General features: G+C 67.4%; 19 protein-coding genes. 10 read left to right on the plus strand and 9 right to left on the minus strand.

Features of this window, described 5'->3' with window-relative positions:
• Positions 1–6: 6 nt before the first annotated feature.
• On the minus strand, positions 7–339 hold the full coding sequence (locus ACFQ9K_RS06110; RefSeq protein WP_378715179.1) for a hypothetical protein: 333 nt from the start codon (positions 337–339) through the stop codon (positions 7–9).
• A gap of 131 nt (positions 340–470) precedes the next feature.
• Complete coding sequence (locus tag ACFQ9K_RS06115; RefSeq protein ID WP_378715181.1) at positions 471–740, minus strand: DUF2631 domain-containing protein; 270 nt, start codon at positions 738–740, stop codon at positions 471–473.
• A 120-nt stretch (positions 741–860) separates the two neighbouring features.
• Between ACFQ9K_RS06115 and dxr the strand changes: the two genes are divergently transcribed.
• The 5 genes from dxr (at position 861) to ACFQ9K_RS06140 (ending at position 7,659) form a co-directional block, all read left to right on the plus strand.
• A complete protein-coding gene (gene dxr / locus ACFQ9K_RS06120; protein ID WP_378715183.1) occupies positions 861–2,000 on the plus strand; it encodes a 1-deoxy-D-xylulose-5-phosphate reductoisomerase in 1,140 nt (379 codons plus the stop codon).
• A gap of 280 nt (positions 2,001–2,280) precedes the next feature.
• The gene (locus ACFQ9K_RS06125; protein ID WP_378715185.1) at positions 2,281–3,483 is read left to right on the plus strand and encodes a M50 family metallopeptidase; all 1,203 of its coding nucleotides are present in this window, start codon (positions 2,281–2,283) and stop codon (positions 3,481–3,483) included.
• A gap of 143 nt (positions 3,484–3,626) precedes the next feature.
• Positions 3,627–4,784 (plus strand): flavodoxin-dependent (E)-4-hydroxy-3-methylbut-2-enyl-diphosphate synthase, encoded by a 1,158-nt coding sequence (gene ispG, locus ACFQ9K_RS06130; protein WP_378715187.1) that lies wholly within the window; start codon positions 3,627–3,629, stop codon positions 4,782–4,784.
• Between the two features lie 111 nt (positions 4,785–4,895).
• Positions 4,896–5,762, plus strand: a complete 867-nt coding sequence (locus tag ACFQ9K_RS06135) for a GNAT family N-acetyltransferase (protein WP_378715189.1) — start codon at positions 4,896–4,898, stop codon at positions 5,760–5,762.
• Positions 5,763–5,850: 88 nt separating this feature from the next.
• Positions 5,851–7,659 carry a penicillin-binding transpeptidase domain-containing protein gene (locus ACFQ9K_RS06140; protein WP_378715192.1) on the plus strand — a complete coding sequence of 603 codons (1,809 nt, stop codon included), beginning with the start codon at positions 5,851–5,853 and terminating at the stop codon, positions 7,657–7,659.
• Here ACFQ9K_RS06140 and ACFQ9K_RS06145 read toward each other — a convergent pair.
• Together ACFQ9K_RS06145 and ACFQ9K_RS06150 are read right to left on the minus strand one after the other, a co-directional pair.
• Positions 7,653–7,808, minus strand: coding sequence for a hypothetical protein (locus ACFQ9K_RS06145; RefSeq protein ID WP_364720668.1), 156 nt, complete (start codon positions 7,806–7,808; stop codon positions 7,653–7,655). The two genes, ACFQ9K_RS06140 and ACFQ9K_RS06145, sit on opposite strands and share 7 nt — an antisense overlap.
• Before the next feature lie 344 nt (positions 7,809–8,152).
• Complete coding sequence (locus ACFQ9K_RS06150) at positions 8,153–8,617, minus strand: cupin domain-containing protein (RefSeq protein WP_378715194.1); 465 nt, start codon at positions 8,615–8,617, stop codon at positions 8,153–8,155.
• A 75-nt stretch (positions 8,618–8,692) separates the two neighbouring features.
• On the opposite strand from ACFQ9K_RS06150, the gene ACFQ9K_RS06155 reads away from it, so the two are divergent.
• Positions 8,693–9,259 (plus strand): TetR/AcrR family transcriptional regulator, encoded by a 567-nt coding sequence (locus tag ACFQ9K_RS06155; RefSeq protein ID WP_378715196.1) that lies wholly within the window; start codon positions 8,693–8,695, stop codon positions 9,257–9,259.
• A 6-nt stretch (positions 9,260–9,265) separates the two neighbouring features.
• Here ACFQ9K_RS06155 and ACFQ9K_RS06160 read toward each other — a convergent pair whose 3' ends face one another.
• The 3 genes from ACFQ9K_RS06160 to ACFQ9K_RS06170 all read right to left on the minus strand — a co-directional run bounded on the left by ACFQ9K_RS06160 (position 9,266) and on the right by ACFQ9K_RS06170 (position 12,838).
• Positions 9,266–9,766, minus strand: a complete 501-nt coding sequence (locus tag ACFQ9K_RS06160) for a peroxynitrite isomerase (RefSeq protein WP_378715198.1) — start codon at positions 9,764–9,766, stop codon at positions 9,266–9,268.
• 1,912 nt (positions 9,767–11,678) lie between these two features.
• Positions 11,679–11,996, minus strand: coding sequence for a hypothetical protein (locus ACFQ9K_RS06165; RefSeq protein ID WP_378715200.1), 318 nt, complete (start codon positions 11,994–11,996; stop codon positions 11,679–11,681).
• An 89-nt stretch (positions 11,997–12,085) separates the two neighbouring features.
• Positions 12,086–12,838: an SDR family oxidoreductase gene (locus tag ACFQ9K_RS06170; protein WP_378715201.1), complete on the minus strand. Its 753-nt coding sequence runs from the start codon at positions 12,836–12,838 to the stop codon at positions 12,086–12,088.
• A 71-nt stretch (positions 12,839–12,909) separates the two neighbouring features.
• Here ACFQ9K_RS06170 and ACFQ9K_RS06175 point away from each other — a divergent pair, with 71 nt between their 5' ends.
• The 4 genes from ACFQ9K_RS06175 (at position 12,910) to ACFQ9K_RS06190 (ending at position 15,766) form a co-directional block, all read left to right on the plus strand.
• Positions 12,910–13,257: a winged helix-turn-helix transcriptional regulator gene (locus ACFQ9K_RS06175; protein WP_378715203.1), complete on the plus strand. Its 348-nt coding sequence runs from the start codon at positions 12,910–12,912 to the stop codon at positions 13,255–13,257.
• Between the two features lie 33 nt (positions 13,258–13,290).
• Positions 13,291–14,337 (plus strand): MerR family transcriptional regulator, encoded by a 1,047-nt coding sequence (locus ACFQ9K_RS06180; RefSeq protein WP_378715205.1) that lies wholly within the window; start codon positions 13,291–13,293, stop codon positions 14,335–14,337.
• An 11-nt stretch (positions 14,338–14,348) separates the two neighbouring features.
• Positions 14,349–14,840 (plus strand): hypothetical protein, encoded by a 492-nt coding sequence (locus tag ACFQ9K_RS06185; RefSeq protein WP_378715207.1) that lies wholly within the window; start codon positions 14,349–14,351, stop codon positions 14,838–14,840.
• Positions 14,841–15,322: 482 nt separating this feature from the next.
• Positions 15,323–15,766, plus strand: coding sequence for a DUF4254 domain-containing protein (locus tag ACFQ9K_RS06190; RefSeq protein WP_378715209.1), 444 nt, complete (start codon positions 15,323–15,325; stop codon positions 15,764–15,766).
• A 1-nt stretch (position 15,767) separates the two neighbouring features.
• Here the strand turns inward: ACFQ9K_RS06190 and ACFQ9K_RS06195 are convergent, their stop codons facing one another.
• Both ACFQ9K_RS06195 and ACFQ9K_RS06200 read right to left on the minus strand, forming a co-directional pair.
• Positions 15,768–16,265, minus strand: a complete 498-nt coding sequence (locus tag ACFQ9K_RS06195; protein WP_378715210.1) for a hypothetical protein — start codon at positions 16,263–16,265, stop codon at positions 15,768–15,770.
• A 93-nt stretch (positions 16,266–16,358) separates the two neighbouring features.
• Positions 16,359–17,741: an APC family permease gene (locus tag ACFQ9K_RS06200; RefSeq protein ID WP_378715212.1), complete on the minus strand. Its 1,383-nt coding sequence runs from the start codon at positions 17,739–17,741 to the stop codon at positions 16,359–16,361.
• Between the last annotated feature and the right edge of the window lie 84 nt (positions 17,742–17,825).

Here is a 17,825-nt window from a genome sequence, read left to right on the forward strand (position 1 = left end):
CGAAACTCAGCTGTTGGCGCCGCACACGCGGTTGAGTTCGTTGGTTACCGGGTCCAGGTCGGTGATGTTGTCATCGGCCAGCGCATTGGCGTAGGCGATGATGACGTCCTTTTCGGCCTGCTCGCCGCCGCTCGCGGCGATGGACAGCAGGGTGACGTGCAATGCCTTCGCGACCGGGTCCTCCAGGATGCCGTTGGGGGATCCGGCGACGGCTTTGTTGATCGCGTCCACGGCGCGGCCGCAGGTCTCGGACTGAGCGTGCGCGGTGGCGACGGGCAGCAGGAACAGCGAACCGACGGTGCTGGCGGTCAGCAGCGCGGCGGCGAAAATCTTGGGCATAGCGTCCTCACGGTCTGGTCAGCGGCGAAGGTCCGCGACCCGAATCGAGTCGCGGACCTCGCTGCACACCGTACTTGGCCGGACTCGCCCGGCGAAAGCCGATATCTACCAGGCCTTTCGGCCAAGGTCGGCTAGCGCGGCTTGCGGCGCAGGAACGAGTCCCGGACCAGGATGCCGACGATGGCGGCGGCGAAACCGATGAGGTAGATGTCCTCGACACGCCCCTTGTGGTTACCGATCACCATGGCGACCAGGATGAACGCGACGATCCAGCCGGCGATGCGGAAGGTGCGCAGCGACTCGCCGCTCCACCCCCATGCGGCGGAGGGAACCTCGGCGGTGTCCACGTGAGTGACGATGCCGCGCTCGGTGCTGGCGGGTTCGAGTTCCGTGGCGGCCACGATTCGCTCCTTAGCTGGTTCGGGATGGACTGCTGCTCGATATCGTGACATACGACGGTGCGTCGTTGTAAGTCGGGCCACGCCGGTTCTTCGTACTTTCTTGTGCGCCACAATGAACCTGTGTCCGACATCGTGAGAGTCCTGCTCCTCGGCAGTACCGGATCCATCGGTACCCAAGCGCTCGAGGTGATCGCCGCCAACCCCGACCGGTTCGAGGTGGTCGGCCTGGCCGCGCGCGGCGGCAACACCGAGCTGCTCGCCGCGCAGATCGCGGCCACCGGGACGCGCAATGTCGCGGTCGCCGATCCGAAAGCCGCCCAGCAACTCGACATTCAGCTGGCCGGCCCGGACGCGGCGACCGAACTCGTGCGCCGCACCGAGGCCGACGTCGTGCTGAACGCGCTGGTCGGTTCGCTCGGCCTGGAACCCACCCTGGCCACCTTGCAATCGGGTACCCGGCTCGCGCTGGCGAACAAGGAATCGCTGGTCGCGGGCGGTTCCCTGGTGACAAGCGCCGCCGCGCCCGGCCAGATCGTCCCGGTCGATTCCGAGCATTCCGCGCTGGCCCAGTGCCTGCGCGGCGGTCGCGCCGAGGAGGTGGACCGGCTGGTGCTCACCGCGTCCGGCGGTCCGTTCCGCGGCTGGACCGCGGAAATGCTGGAATCGGTGAATCCCGCTGAGGCCAAGACTCACCCGACCTGGTCCATGGGCCCGATGAACACGCTGAACTCGGCCTCGCTGGTGAACAAGGGCCTGGAGCTGATCGAGACGCACCTGCTGTTCGGTATTCCCTACGACCGCATCGACGTCACCGTGCACCCGCAGTCGATCGTGCACTCGATGGTCACCTTCACCGACGGCTCCACCCTCGCCCAGGCCAGCCCGCCGGACATGAAACTGCCCATCGCGCTGGCCCTCGGCTGGCCAGACCGGGTCCCCGGCGCCGCCCTGGCCTGCGACTTCGGCACCGCCGCCACCTGGACCTTCGAGCCGGTCGACACCGAGGTCTTCCCGGCCATCGACCTGGCCCGCCGGGCCGGCGGGGCGGGCGGCAGCGTCACCGCCGTCTACAACGCCGCCAATGAGGTTGCGGTGCAAGCCTTCCTGGACGGCGCCATCCGCTTCCCGGACATCGTTCGCACGGTGGCCGCCGCGGTCGAGGCCGCCGACCAGTGGCGCACCGAACCGAACTCACTGGAAGAAGTATTGGCCGCCGACTCCTGGGCCCGCGAATTCGCCCGCACCCGCGTGCACGCCTGAGCCACCCCGTCGAGCGGTATCGCGCGAGGCGCCCGCCACCACATGCCGCCCGAGGGTGGTGAGCCGGGCATCCGGTTCGCTCGCGGCAGTGGGGAAGGACCGGACTCGCCTGGTGACGCCCACCTGGCACACTGAACACGTAGTGCCGCGCGGTGTCCGGTTACTGTGGTCGGGGTGCTCGCGGCCGTGACGGGATGTGCGGGCCAGGTTTGTGGGCGGCCGATCCGGCGGTCGCACTTCATCGAGGCGAGCTGCGCTATGCAGGAGGGCTGCTAAACACATGGTCTACGCGTTGGGGTTCGTGCTGTTCGCGCTAGGCATCACGATTTCGATCGCGCTGCACGAATGCGGGCACATGTGGACCGCCCAGGCCACCGGCATGAAGGTGCGTCGCTACTTCATCGGCTTCGGGCCGAAGGTGTTCTCGTTCCGGCGCGGTGAGACCGAATACGGCCTCAAGGCGCTCCCGCTCGGCGGGTTCTGCGACATCGCGGGCATGACCGCGCTGGACGAGCTGGCACCGGAAGAGATCGACCGCGCGATGTACCGCCAGGAAACCTGGAAGCGGATGGTCGTGATGTCCGGCGGCATCGCGATGAACTTCCTGCTCGGTTTCATCCTGGTGATGATTCTGGCGGTCGGCTGGGGCTTGCCAAGGCTTGATCTGCCGCCCGCGACTTCGCTCGGCGCCATGAGTTGCGTGCCGCAACAGAACCCGGACGGTACGACGCAGCCATGCACGGGCACCGGCCCAGCCCAGCGAGCCGGACTGCAACGCGGCGACGTGGTCCACGCGGTAAACGGCGTTCCAGTGAAGACGTGGAAAGAGTTTCAGACCGAAACCCAGAAGCAGTCTGGTCCCTTCGACTACACGGTGGAGCGCGACGGACAGACCTTGACCATTCGGGTCACCCCGGAACGTGTGATCCGTTACCCGGAGGGCGGCGGCGCGGGCCGCGAGGTCGGTGCGGTGGGCGTCGGATTGAACGCCGCCTACGATCCGGTCAAATACAACGTGCTGAGCGCCATCCCGGCCTCAGCCACGTTCACCGGCGACATGTTCGTGCGCACCTTCCAATCGCTGGCCCAGCTGCCGCAGAAGGTGACCGCGCTGTGGTCCGCGGTGACCGGCGGCGAGCGCGACCCGGAAACCCCGGTCAGCGTCTACGGCGCGAGCAAGATCGGCGGCGAGACCGCCGAACGCGGGCTGTGGGGCGTATTCATCCTGGTCCTGGCCAGCTTGAACTTCTTCCTCGGCGCGTTCAACATCCTGCCGCTGCTGCCGCTGGACGGCGGGCACATGGCGGTGGTGCTCTACGAGAAGGTCCGCAACACCATCCGCGGCTGGAAGGGCCTGGCCCCCGGCGGCCCGGTCGATTATCTGAAGCTGTTGCCCCTGACCTATGTCGCGGTGGTGATCGGCGGCGCGTACATGGTGCTCACCTTGGTCGCCGACATCGTCAATCCGATCAAGTTGTTCTGACTTCGCGCGGACGCGGTACCCTGTCGCCGGCACTTGGGGGACAGCACGTTGTCGTGGGCGTCACAGGGTGGTCGTTCGGCGTGCGCGACTAAGCTCGGAAGGCGAACGGCCCACAATGTACGTACGAAAGTAGGCAGCCGAAAGTGACCAGCACAATCGGATTGGGGATGCCCGCCGCTCCTGCGGCCGTTCTCGCTCCTCGACGCAAGACCCGCCAGTTGCGGGTGGGCAATGTCGGGGTCGGAAGTGATCACCCGATCTCCGTGCAGTCGATGACCACCACCAAGACCCACGACATCAACGCCACGCTGCAGCAGATCGCGGAACTCACCGCGTCCGGCTGCGACATCGTCCGGGTGGCCTGCCCGCGGCAGGAAGACGCGGACGCGCTGGCGACGATCGCGCGCAAGAGCCAGATCCCGGTCATCGCCGACATCCACTTCCAGCCCCGCTACATCTTCGCGGCCATCGACGCAGGCTGCGCCGCGGTGCGGGTGAACCCGGGCAACATCAAGGAATTCGACGGCCGGGTCGGCGAGGTCGCCAAGGCCGCGGCCGCCGCGGGCATCCCGATCCGCATCGGCGTCAACGCCGGTTCGCTGGACAAGCGGATGCTGGAGAAGTACGGCAAGGCCACCCCGGAGGCGCTGGTCGAATCCGCGCTCTGGGAGGCGAGCCTGTTCGAGGACCACGGGTTCGGCGACATCAAGATCTCGGTCAAGCACAACGACCCGGTGGTCATGGTGGAGGCCTACCGGCAGCTGGCCGCGCGCAGCGACTACCCGCTGCACCTCGGCGTGACCGAGGCGGGCCCGGCGTTCCAGGGCACGATCAAGTCCGCGGTGGCGTTCGGTGCGCTGCTGTCCGAGGGCATCGGCGACACCATCCGGGTTTCGCTGTCCGCGCCGCCGGCCGACGAGATCAAGGTCGGCGACCAGATCCTGCAATCGCTGAACCTGCGCCCGCGCAAGCTCGAGATCGTGTCCTGCCCGTCGTGCGGTCGCGCCCAGGTGGACGTGTACAGCCTCGCGAACGCGGTCAGCGCCGGTTTGGAGGGCATGGAGGTGCCGCTGCGGGTCGCCGTGATGGGCTGCGTGGTGAACGGGCCGGGCGAGGCGCGCGAGGCGGATCTGGGCGTCGCTTCGGGTAACGGTAAGGGCCAGATTTTCGTCAAGGGCGAGGTCATCAAGACCGTGCCGGAGGCGATGATCGTGGAGACCCTGATCGAGGAGGCGCTGCGCATCGCCGAGCAAATGGGCGTGGACGCGGGTGCGGGCGAGCCGGTCGTCACGGTCGGCTGAGGCCGCCGCCCGTGGGTAGCCGGGCCTGGTCCGGTTCGGCGGAACAGATCACGAACTGTTGCGTTCGGCATAGCCGTACCACATCGTCGATTTTCGTGGCAGGCTAGCACCGTGCGGAGTCTGCTGGAGCCGACGCGTAGGGCGAAGTACGTTCCCGCGCGTCAGCTCGCGAATCGGGACCTGGGACAGGTCCTCCGAGTGCTGGACGCCGATCCGGTGGCCTCGTGCATGGTCGCCGCCCGGCTGCAGGAATTCGGCCTGGACAGTTCGCGCTGCGGGCAGGGCGAACTGTGGAGCCGGGGCGGACCCGCGGAGTCGCTGTGTTTCTCCGGCGCGAACCTGGTGCCGCTGCGCGGCGATCACGACGCGCTGCGCGCCTTCGCGGACCGGGCACTTCGCTGGCCACGCATCGCCTCGTCGGTGGTGGGACGCCGCGAGCTGGCGTTACCCCTGTGGGAGATGCTGTCCGGGCACTGGGGTCCGGAGCGGGAACTGCGCGGTGAACAGCCGCTGCTCGCGCTCGCGCAACCGCCGCTGGCCACGCCGGACCCGAAGGTCCGCCGCGTACGCCCGGACGAACTCGACCGCTACCTGTGCGCCGCGATCGCCATGTTCATCGAGGAAGTCGGCGTGGATCCGCGCGCGGGTGACGGCGGCCGCGGCTACCGTCGCCGCATTCAGAGCCTGATCGAATCCGGCCGCGCCTGGGCACGTTTCGAGGACGGCGAGGTCGTGTTCAAGGCGGAGGTCGGATCGCTGTCCCGGCGTACCGGCCAGATCCAAGGCGTCTGGGTGCATCCCGAACACCGAGGTACCGGGCTCGGCACCGCGGGCACGGCCACCATCGCGAACGCGGTGGTGGCCTCCGGGCGCACCGCGAGTCTGTACGTGAACGACTACAACGAGGTCGCCCGCCGCGCCTACAGCCGAGTCGGCTTCCGGCAGATCGCCACCTTCGCCACCATCCTGCTCGACTGACCGGGTTGACGCTGAAAGCTGTTTCAGTGGAAAGCAACACGGAGCGGCGCGACGGTTTGCCCAACATTGGCTATTACCATCGGTGCCGATGTCGACCAGGATTGAGACGCTGCGGAAACCGCTCATCGTCACGCTGGCTGTCGCGCTCCTCGCGGTGCCCGCGGCCGGTTGCGCACGCGGTCCGCAGGGGCCGGTTCCCGCCGCCGACGACTTCGTCGAGGCGTTCGCCGAGCACGATCTCGCCGCCGCGGCGAGCCTCACCAACCAACCCGAAAAAGCCAGTGCCGCACTGAATTCCGCGTGGGACCACCTGCAGGCGGAGAAGCTGAAGGCGACCACCGGCTCGGCCAGGGTCGCCGGCGACACCGCGACCGTTGACTACACCTACGAATGGCAGCTGCCCAAGGACCGGACCTGGCGCTATACGGGGCAGTTGCAGATGGGTCGCAGCGGCGGTCGCTGGAAGGTGCGCTGGACCTCGTCGAACATCCATCCCAAGCTCGGCGACACCCAGACGATGTCGCTGCGCGCCAACCCGGCGCCGCGCGCGCGGGTGAACGAGCAGGCGGGCAGCGACGTGCTGGTGCCGGGCAAGGTGTCCCGGGTCGCGTTCACCGCGGCCGACGCCGCCGACCCCGGCGCGGTCGCCACCGCGCTGTCGGCGGCGCTGAGCCCGTTCGACCCGGAGCTGACTCCCGAATCCGTCCGGGACGCGGCGCTGGCGGTCAAAGGCGCGTACACCGTCGCATTGCTCACCGAGAGCGAATTCGACCAGGTGAGTACCGACGTCATCGGCCTGCCCGGGGTCGTGGTCACCTCGGAGTGGGACCTGGTGCCCACCGATCGCGGATTCGCGCCGGACCTGCTCGCGCAGATCCGCAAGACGGTGATCGCCGAGGTGGACGGCAAGGCGGGCTGGAGCGTGGTCACCATGAACGCGAACGGCGCCGACACCGATGTGCTCACCGAGGTGCCGGCCCAGCCGGCGCCGTCGTTCTCGCTCAGCGTGGATCGCAACGTGCAGAACGCCGCGCAACGCGCCGTCGATCTGCGCGAAGAGCAGACCATGATGGTGGTGCTGCGCCCGTCGACCGGCGCGATCCTGGCGATCGCGCAGAACAAGGCGGCGGATCGGGACGGGCCGGTCGCGACCATCGGCCAGTACCCGCCGGGTTCGGTGTTCAAGACGGTGACCGCGGCAGCGGCGATGTCCACCGGTCTCGCCACCCCGGACACGGTGCTGCCCTGCCCGAGCCGAATCACCATCGGGGACCGCACGATTCCCAACTACAACCTGTTCACCATCGGGGACGCGCCGATGATCACCGCCTACGAACGGTCCTGCAACACCGCGTTCGCCAACGTGGCCAGCCGGCTGCCCGGCGACGCGCTGCACACCGCGGCCGCCAAACTCGGTGTGGGACCGGGGTATACGGTGGCGGGGCTGCCCACGTTCTCCGGTTCGGTGCCACCGTCGGACGAGTTGATCCAGCGCACCGAGGACGGCATCGGCCAGGGCAAGGTGGTGGTCAGCCCGCTCGGCATGGCGCTGATGGCGGGCACCGTCGCGCGCGGCTCGGTGCCGGTTCCGTACCTGATCGCCGGGCGCGCGACGACGGTCGACGACGCCGCGCCCGCCCTCGCGCCGCAGGTCGTTTCCGGGCTGCGGGCGATGATGCGCAGGGTGGTCACCGGCGGCACCGCGGAGCGGATCGCCGATCAGGGTGAGGTGTACGGGAAAACCGGTGAGGCCGAGGTCGACGGTGGGTCGCACTCATGGTTCGTCGGTTATCGCGGGGACATCGCGTTCGCGACGTTATTGGTCAAGGGTGGCAGCTCCGACAACGCGGTAGCGGTCACGCGCGATATGTTCGCCGCGCTGCCACCGGGTTACTGAGCCGCGCCGTCCTGTGCGGACGGATTGCTGGTCGAGGCGGTGTGGTCCATGATCACCGCGCCGGCGTCGCCGCCGTCGAGGATCTGGACGGTCGCGGCGCCGCCGAGAACGATGGCCACGCTGGCCAGAATTGTGGTGGAACGCTTCATTGTTCGGCTCCCTCAGGTCAGGGGTGTCGACGGGGGAAGGGTTCTGGCTGGTTCGCGCGGGGATTACCTGCGCATTGTTTTCTGAAAGTTTGCTGACTTCGGAACCGTAAACCGGGATCGATTCACCGAACAAGCTCTAGTGGTTGACTACACAGTGCAGCAAGAAAGTGCCTCGGATCACATTTCCGGCGAATCTCGGAGAGACTACCTCCGCGCGGGTGGGTGATTTCGCGGAATTCGCCGAATTCGAAAACAAATCCATGCGGTACGCCGTTTGGTCAGGCAATGTTCCGGATCTTGCCCCGCGCGGGCGGAGGGTTGTCCGAGATCGCCGGAGTGCGATCTTATGTGCGCTCTTCGTAGCGGATGTCGTAGGCGGCGGCGATCGGGTTGATCTTCGCGGGGTCCAGGTGCCCGTCGGTGAGCACCGCGGGGCCGGCTTCGAAGAGGTCTTCGAGATAGTGCTCCCAGCCGCCGGGGGAGGAGATTTGCAGGACGCGGGGCGGAGGAGTCGAGACGGGGTGCAGCGCGTGCGGCACGCCGCGGGGGAGCAGGGTGAAGCAGCCCGTTCCGGCGGTGTAGCTGTGATCGTCGAATTCGATACCCAATTCGCCGTCGAGCACGTAGATGCACTCGTCGGCCGCGTCGTGGACGTGCCGCGGGATCGGCCGGGCGAGCACCACTTCGAGCAGGGAGAACCGTCCTTCGGTGTCGGCGGTCATCGCCTTGACCGCGAACGCGGGCGGCAGCGGTACCCGGCCGGGGCGGACCTCGGCGGGATCGAGGAGGAGGAATCTGTCCTTGGACATGGCGAGCTACCTTCCTGAGTGCAATAATGGAACCGGAATCCGCTTCCGTTTCAATTAGCGCCGAGGAGTGCCACATTGTCAACCCCGTTGCCGCCCAACCGAACCGGTCGCACCGACGCGCGACGCAACCGAGAGCGAGTGCTGGAGACCGCGCGCGCATTGTTCGCCGAGCGGGGCGATGAGGTGCAGATGCCGGAACTCGCGAAGGCGGCCGGGGTCGGCGTCGGCACCGTGTATCGGCACTTTCCCACTCGTCAGGCGCTGGTCGAGGCGGCGGCCGAGCATCGGTTCGCCGAGCTGGCCGAATACGCGCGCACCGAATGTCGCCGGGTACCCGAGCGTGGGGTGGAGGTCTATCTCGCCAGGGTCGGCGAGGTGCTGGCGAGTGACCGTGGATTGTCCGCGGCGATCGAGGCCGCACGGGGGACTTCGGAGACGGAGCCGCGGGGCGTGGCCAGGGCGGAACTCGAAGCGGCCGTGCGTGATCTGCTCGACGATGGTCGCGCTGCCGGGACCATCCGAGCCGACGCAACGGTCGGCGATGTCTACATGCTGGTCGGCGCCCTGTCCGCGACTATCCGTACCGGTAGCGGTGATTGGCGGCGATTCATCGAGCTGGCTATGAACGGCCTTGGCGCATAGTGTTTTTCAGTCGGCCCGGCGCAGGGTGGCGGCGAGGTGGTGTTGCAACGGCTCGCCGACCGCCGCCATGCGCAGCGTGTAATCGATCGTGTCGCCCTTGAGCTGAAAGGTGCGGCCAAGGGCGGTAACGAGTTTTGCGGTGCTGCTGCGGCCGATGCTGGTCGAGTCGAATTCCATGTGCAGGGCGCCGTCGGCGACGTTCAACGCGCCCTCGCATATTTCGGTGATTCCGGTGGGATGCGCCAAGATCAATTCCACCCGGTCCGGGCTCGGGCAGCGCAGATATCCGGTTTCGGCGTGCATCGGGCGGCTGCCGTCGGCGGCCCGGGTGCGCTGCCGGTAGGTGAGGAACGGGCGGCCCAGGTGGCCGAACCGGATCTCCTCCAGGTAGTCGAACGACTGGATGGTCGGATACTCGCCGTGCCCGCCGCCACGCCAGGTGCCGAGCAATGGGGCCAACGGGGCGATATCGGGATGGGGCGCGACGGAGGGTTGGGGTTCGACCACGGCGCACAGCCTAAACCTTGTTGGTTCCGCGGGTGTTCGTATACTGCCGAAATCTGTTGGCGCTACGTTTAGCGTCACTTAAAAATGCCCGCTATGCGCGGTTCGCCGAACACGTCCGGGCGATTGATCGAGTGGCGCGCTGAACGCATTTCCCTTGCGGAGTCAACTGATCCGACGATCCGGAAATAGCTGGTCCAGTAGTTATCGCCGATCTTCCGCACGCTACTTCCCGTCCAGCATCGGCACGTTCGCTGGCAAGTTGTCCAACCGTGCCCCGCCCGTCCGATCGGCTCGAGAAACGCGATCAGCCGGGTCGACACGAACGGCGTGTCGCGCCCGCCCACCGCCGCGGCGAGGTCCGGAGCGATTCCCCTTGAAGCTGGGGACCAGCCCATCGCCACCGTTCAGGCGTGCTGACGTTCTCCGGTGAAGCGTGCTGGCGTTCTCCGGTAGGAGGCGTGCTGGCGTTCTTCGGCCGAGGCGTGCTGACGTTCTTCGGTAGGAGGCGTGCTGACGTTCTCCGGCCGAGGCGTGCTCACGTTCTCCGGTGACGCGTGCTGACGATCTCCGGCAGAGGCATGCTGACGCTCTCCGGTAGGAGGCGTGTCGACACCCTCCGGTGAAATACCCCTCCGCCGTTGCCGACGTTGCGCCGATTCCCAGGAGTCGGGCCTACGCGAGCCGTCTCGATCGATAACGAACCAGTCCTCGGCCTACCTGACCACCCACCACCCGGACCCGATGACAGCTGCCGCCGCACACCCCCAGTCGGCTGCCCTCGAGTACTCGCCCACGCCCGCGGGCCACAAAGTGGGCGTTTCTCGCACGTCTCCGCAGTGATGTCCCCATCAGCGAAGAGGTGTTCACCGATGGGACGTGGCAGCGGGCGCTCCCGTACTTCCGCGCACCGATGTCCCATTCGACGAAGTGTCTGATCGCTAGAGCCGCCGAATGGGGCGTGAGCGGGTCGCTACCGAGGATAGAGTCGGCATCCGTCGGCGAGATGTATTCCGGCGCAAGGGTTTGCCGGTCAGGTAGCCGCCTATCGCCCACCGAGCCCCCGGCGAGGGCACCGCACCTTTCCCGCGCGGCGATATCCCACCCGGCGAACTAGCGGATGCCAAGTGGGACGCACCGGAGAGCCCTCCCGCACTTACACCCCACCGAGTCCCGTTGGTTGAGGCGATAGCCACCAAGCGGGACACATCAGAGGGTCCTCTCGCACATCCGCACACCGACGTCCCGCTCGGCAAGTTTCTGATCGCTGGAGCCACCGACCGGGACATCAACAGACCGCCGCCCGTGGCCGGACTCGGCTCCCTCCGTGAGACGTGTTCCGCCGCAGGGCGTACCGGTCGGCGATGGTCAACTGCCGACGGGTCCCTGCTGAGGGCCATCTCGTGCTTCTCCGCCACGATGTCCCACTCGATGGTCCGGTGGTCGCCGAGTGGGACGCGGTAGAGGGCGCTCTCGTACTTCTGCCCCACTGAGTCCCGTTGGTTGAGGCGGTAGCCACCGAGTGGGACATCAGCAAGCCGCCCCCGGTGGCCGGACTCGGCTTCCTCAGTGAGAGGTTTCCGCTGCAGGGTGTACCGGTCGGCAATGGTCAATCGCCGGCGGGTCTCTGTTGAGGGCCATCTCGTGCTTCTCCGCCACGATGTCCCACTCGATGGGGCGGTGGTTGCCGAGTGGGACGCGGCAGAGGGTGCTCTCGTACTTCTGCGCAATGATGCCCCGTTCGGCGAAATGGTGGCCGTCGAGTGGGATGTGGCGGAGGGTGCTCTCGTACTTCAGCGCGGCGATGCCCCGTTGGGTGAAGGGGGGTGCCGAGTGGGACGTGGCGGAGGGTCTTCTCGCACTTATGCCCGACTGGGTCCCGTTGGTTGAGGCGGTAGCCACCGAGCGGGACACGCTAGAGGGTCTTCTCGTGCATCCGCGCACCGATGTCCCGCTCGGCGAGTTTTCTGATCGCGAGAGCCACCGAGCGGGAGATCAACAAACCGCCGCCTGAGGCCGTATTCGGCTTCTCGGTGAGACGTTTTCCGCTGCAGGGGTACTGGTCAGCAATAGCCAACCGCCGACAGGTCCCTGCTGAAGGCCTCTCGTGCTCCTGCGCAGTGATGTCCCGCTCGGCGAAGTGGTGGTCGCCGGGTGGGATGTGGCGGAGGGTGCTTTCGTACTTTTGCGCGGTGATGCCCCGTTGGGTGAAGTGGGGTGCCGAGTGGGGCATCGGCGGGGAGTTTGGTTGCGGGTCGGGGTCGGGGTCGGGGTCGGCGTTGGGTGGCGGGGCGGGTTGCGGCCGTGCGCTTTCGGGAGCTGTCAGTGTTGCTGGGGAATGAGGTAGTCGGGGCCGCCGATGTAGACGGTGTGGCCGGATTCGGTGGGGGTGGTGGTGGCTTCGGCTACCGCGGTGGCGAATTCGGGGATGGTGGGGAGGGGGGCGGTGGCGCGGCGGGCGGAAACGGCGGCGGGGTTTCGGCGTTCGAGGAGTTGGACGATGATGGTGCCGTCGATCATGTCGCCGGAGACGATGTGCAGGGTGATGCCGCGCGGGGTGAGGGTGGGGATCATGGCGCGGAGGGCGTCTTCACCTGCCCGTTTGCTGGCGGCGATGGGTTCGTAGTCGGCGGGGACGGGTTTGCGGCCGTGGAAGTGGGCCTGATGGCTGGTCACGAAGACGATGCGGGAGCCGGACGGCATGTGCGGGACGGCCAGTTCGACCAGGCGGGTCTGGGCGTCGCGGTTGATCGACATGGCGTAGTCGGGGGCGGCGTTGCGTTCGAGGCCGCCGGAGGCGTTGAGCACGAGCACGTCCAGGCGACCGAACTGCTCGACGACGGTATTGACGAGGGTGCGGGCAGACGCCTCGTCGGAGATGTCGGCGCCCGCGGTCGAGGCGCTGCCGCCGGCGGCGACGATCTCGTCCGCGATTGTCTTGGCGCGCTTGAGCTTTTCCCGATAGTTGATGATCACGTGGTCGCCGCGGGCGGCGAGAATGCGTGCGGTCTCGGCGCCGATGCCGCGGGAGGCACCCGTGATCAGAACGACTCGCTGTCCGGCTGGATGACCCACGTTTCCCTCTCGATGGCGGACCGTCGGCCCGGCGGATTGCTTCTAAATCAGAATCACTATGGTAGTTCTGAATGAGAAGCGCAAGCGGGGCGAAGCCGCCCAACGATCCGGCGAACGCGCCGGTGCTGGCCGCGATGGAACTGCTGGGACAGCGGTGGATTCTGCGCGTGCTGTGGGAGTTGGCGCCCGGTCGGCTTGGGTTCCTCGAACTGCGCAGGCGGATGGACAACTGCTCCTCCAGCATGCTGTCGGTGCGCTTGCAGCACCTGCAGAGCACGGGCCTGATCGTGAAGAACGCGGACAAGTCCTACGAACTCACTAGTGCGGGAACAGAACTCGGCGCCGCGCTGGAAGACGTATGGGCGTGGTCTAGACGATGGGAAGCGTCAATCACCGGGTCGACCGACCGAACGGGTTGACCTTCGGCCTACCTGAGACTTCATGATGGCCGGGTGGCTGATGAGTTGATCACGATAGGCGTGCTGGCGCGAGCGAGTGGGCTCACGGCGAGTGCGCTGCGGTTCTATGACGACTGCGGATTGCTGCCGCCGGCCCGGGTCGACCCGCTCACCGGGTATCGGTACTACACCGAGGACCAGCGGGAACGCGCGATGCTGATTCGCCGGCTGCGGGCGATCGAGGTGCCGCTCGAGTCGATCTCGGAGATCTTGTCCGGGGATGTCGGGCGGGCCGAGCGGGTGCTGGACGCGCACGTCGGTGAGCTGAAGCGGCGGGCGGTGGCGGCCGCGGTCGTGGCCGAGTCGATCAAGCGGACGCTGTCGGTGGACGGCCGGGTTGTGTTGCCTGCGGCCATGCTGGCGGAGGCGTTCGATCAAGTGCGGGCCGCGGCGGCGAGTAATCGCGAAATACCGGTTCTCGCAGGCATTCTGCTGGAGGCGAGCGGGAATTCGTTGACCCTCACCGCCACGGACAGATACCGGCTGTCGACCCGGACTCTGGTGTCTCGGGACCGGCAAGGTGACGATTGGTCCCTGGTCGTCGACGGTCGCGACCTAGCGCCGATCGCCGATTGGCTTCGCGGTCCGAACGAAATCGCCGCTGCCCCAACGGATCATGCGCTGTTGCTCGCCGACGCCGACGCCGACGCTTCCGGCGGAAGTCTGCGCTGCCGAGTGATCGACGAACCATTCCCCGACTATCGAGCGGTACTCTCCGGCTCGGCACCGGTCCGAACCCGCGTGCTGACACCCCGCACACCGTTGCTCGAACTCCTCGAAAACGAATCCCCCACAGTGCAATTGGAGGTCGGCCCGACCGGAATCACGGTATCCGGCAAGCACCTCTCGGCCACCGTCACCGGCTCCACCATTGATCTCTTCTTCGAAGTCACCACTCTGCTCCCTGCGATAAACACCGCGCTGGGCCCGGATCTCATGCTCGACATCGCCGCCGCCGACCACCCCGTCGTCATCCGCTCCGCCACCGACGGCGACCTCACCACCCTGGCCATGCCGACCTGGCGACCGACCACCGGATAGGACCCGAGCCCATGACAGACGACACCATGACCGCCATCACCCGCGCCGTCGCCCTCGGCCACGAAGGCCAACCCGACGCCGCTCGCGAATCCCTGCTCGCCCTCTGGAATTCCGTTGGCCCACAGGGCGATCCACTGCACCGCTGCACTCTCGCCCACTACCTCGCCGACCTCCACGACGACGCCGCCGAAGCCCTCGCCTGGGACGTCCGCGCCTTGGACGCCGCCGACGCCCTGACCAACGCCCGAGCCCGGGAATTCGACCCCGCCCTCGACGTCCAAGGCTTCTACCCGTCCCTGCACCTCAACCTCGCCGACAACTACCGCAGACTCAGCTCCTTCCCCGCCGCCCGACGCGAGCTCGCGGCCGCCCGAGCCGTACTCCACACCCTCCCCGAATCCCCCTACGGCACAATGATTCGCACCGCGGTAGACGACATCGATGCCGCTATCCAAGCCCGAGACACCACCCGGCGTCCCTCCGCCCCAACCGGCCGGGAGTAGCACGGACCCGGTACCCCACGCGAAGGCGCCGCAGCAATCTCCCCTCGACAGCTCGCACCTAGCGGAGCGGGACACAAACCGCGCAGAAGCCCGAGAGCGCCCCACCATGCTCCGGTCAATGCCCGGCGACCGTCGTCATCACATCCACTGCACGCCGGGCGGGATTTGCCCGACTCGTCCGAGATTGGTGTGGGCGACGGGCGCGATAGGCATAGCCGCAGGTGATTACTTCCGAGTGGCAGATTAAGGTGTGGTCACTCCAGGTTTGCCGTGGCGGATTTCCGGGGCGGCGTCTTGGTGGGGAGGTGGCTGACCAGCGCGTGTCGGACGAACGGAAGTGGGTGAAATCGGAGTGAAGGGGGGAAGTCTCGTTCACGCTATCGATGTGTGCCAGGTGCGGGTTGTACTGCGGCAACGGCGGGGGGTTCGGCACCACCCGCGGGGCGGGGCGGATCGGCGCACGGCCGGGTGGGAGCGCCGCGATGGGTTATGACCGGCGGCTGCCCGGGAAGGACCTGCTGCTCGCCGCTTTCCGCGGCTTCCCGCACGCCGACCATCCGATGCTGGAGGCGGCGGGCGAACTGGCCCAGCTGCACCTCGCGCGCGAACGCACGCCGGCGGTCGAGGCGGTGAAGATCGATCGCCGCCGCACGCAGCTGGTGCGGGCCATCGATCGCTGGGTCGCGCTGGCGACTCCGATCCCGGAGATCGCTGCGCCCGAACACACCGAAACCGTCGGCCGGCTGGTGGACCGGCTGGCGGGCATGACCGCGCAGGCGTTCGCCGGCCTGGCCTTCGCTCCGGAGGCGGTCTTCTACGACGCCTGGGTGCAGATCGAGGAACAGGCCGACGGCTACCAGGACCTCATCGACGATCTGCGCAACGGCATCCGCCGATTACCCGACGACCCGTACGACCACTGGTGACCTACCTGCGCCCGAACAGCCGGAACGAGCGGCTCCGGCGCCGCGGCAACGTGGCATAGACCATGGTCATGTCGGCGAACACCTCCGCCTCCCGCTCCCGGTCGACCCCGAATTCGCTGCGCCCCAGCACGTGCTCGACCGACTGCGGCGAAATCGACGGCAGCATCAGCGTCAACGCGGGCGGCACCGGCGCGCGGCGATCCGACTCCTCGGTGCCGTGCCCGAGCAGCATGTGTCCCACCTCGTGCAGGATGATGTGATCGGCATTGCGACCGGTCGCCTCCGCGTCATAGATGACGAGGTCGTCGTGTCTGCGCGCGACCCACAAACCGCCTCCGCCACAACCGATCTCGTTCAGCAACGGCTTGGGCGCGGTGTGCAGGCTGATGGAGCGGCCACGGTGCGCGGCGACGGCGGCGAGATAGGCGGTGATGTTCCACGGGTTGGGGAGGGGCACGGTTCGGGTCGCGTCACCGAAACGAGCTTCCATGCTGGTCATCTCGGCCCACATTACTCACAGGGTCGGCACTAGTCACCTAGGGATCCGGACGAACCCGGCGTGAGTTGGTGCACTGTCCGGGAACGGCATCCGCTATTCGGCGGGCGGTTCCGCGGCGGCGGGCTCGGCGTGCAGGTATCGGATCAGCAGCTGATTCACGCCCCACAGCACGACGCCGATCGCGAGCAGGATGCCCGCGATCGTGTACTGCTGCGGATTGCGATCGGTCCACGGCGTCACCAGGAATCCACAGGTCAGCGCGCCGATCACCGGCAGCGCGGTGGGCGTGCGAAAGTGCTCGTGCGCCACCCGATCTCGGCGCAGCACCAGCACGGTGACGTTCACGATGGTGAACACCGCGAGCAGCAACAGCGCCGTGGTGCCGCCGAGTTCCGGTACCTCGCTGACGAACGCGATCAGGGCCAGCGCCAGCATCGTGGTGAACACGATCGCGATGTAGGGCGTGCGCCGACCGGAATGGACCCGCCCGAGCGCCCGCGGCAGCACCCCCTGCTTGGCCATGCCGTAGAGCAGGCGACTGGCCATCAGCATGTTGATCAGCGCGGTGTTGGCGACGGCGATCATGCTGATGTACGCGAAGACGTGCGTCGGGAACGCGGGCCAGCCCACCCGCACCACCTGCAGCAACGGCGTGTCGCCCTGGCTGAGTTCGGACACCGGCACCAGCGCGACCGCGGTGATCGACACCAGCACATAGATGACCGCGGTGACGGTGAGCCCGGCCAGCAGCACCTTCGGGAAGATCCGGCTCGGCTGCTTGCACTCCTCGGCCATATTCACCGAGTCCTCGAAGCCGACCATCGCGTAGAACGCCAGCGTGGTCGCGGCGATGACGCCGCCGACGGCCGTCCGGTCACCGGTGTCGAATTCGGTGACCCGGCTGAAATCGCCGTCGCCCGCGCCGAGCGCCCAGCAGCCGATCCCGATGACGATCAGCAGGCCGGTCAGCTCGACACAGGTGAGCACCACGTTCAGCTTGACGCCCTCGCTCACGCCGCGCAGATTGATCACCGCGATCACCGCCATGAAGGCCAGCGCGATCACCGTGACCACGGCGCCGGTGCCGATATCCAGGTCGAACGCCTCGGCGAAATTGGCCGCGAAGGCACGGGAGGCCGTCGAGGCGGAGGTGATCCCGGAGCACATCACCGCGAACGCGACCATGAACGTGAGGAACTGGATGCCGAACGCCTTGTGCGTATAGAGCGCGGCCCCTGCGGCATTCGGGTATTTGGTGACCAGCTCCAGGTAGCTCATCGCGGTGACCAGCGCGACCAGGAAGGAGACGACGAACGGCACCCACACCGCGCCGCCCACCTCGTGCGCCACCTTTCCGGTGAGCGCGTAGACCGAGGAGCCGAGGATGTCGCCGATGATGAACAGCAACAACAGCCACGGCCCCATCACCCGCTTCAGCTCCGGTTCCGCTTCTCGCTGTGTGGTGACGTCGGCCATGCGGTCCCTCCCAGATGTTTCGCGACAGATGGATGAAGTACCCGAATCGTCTGAAATCAGTCGCCCGATGAACCGAATCGCCCG

This window comes from Nocardia sp. NPDC056564 (assembly GCF_042793755.1).
GTDB lineage: Bacteria > Actinomycetota > Actinomycetes > Mycobacteriales > Mycobacteriaceae > Nocardia.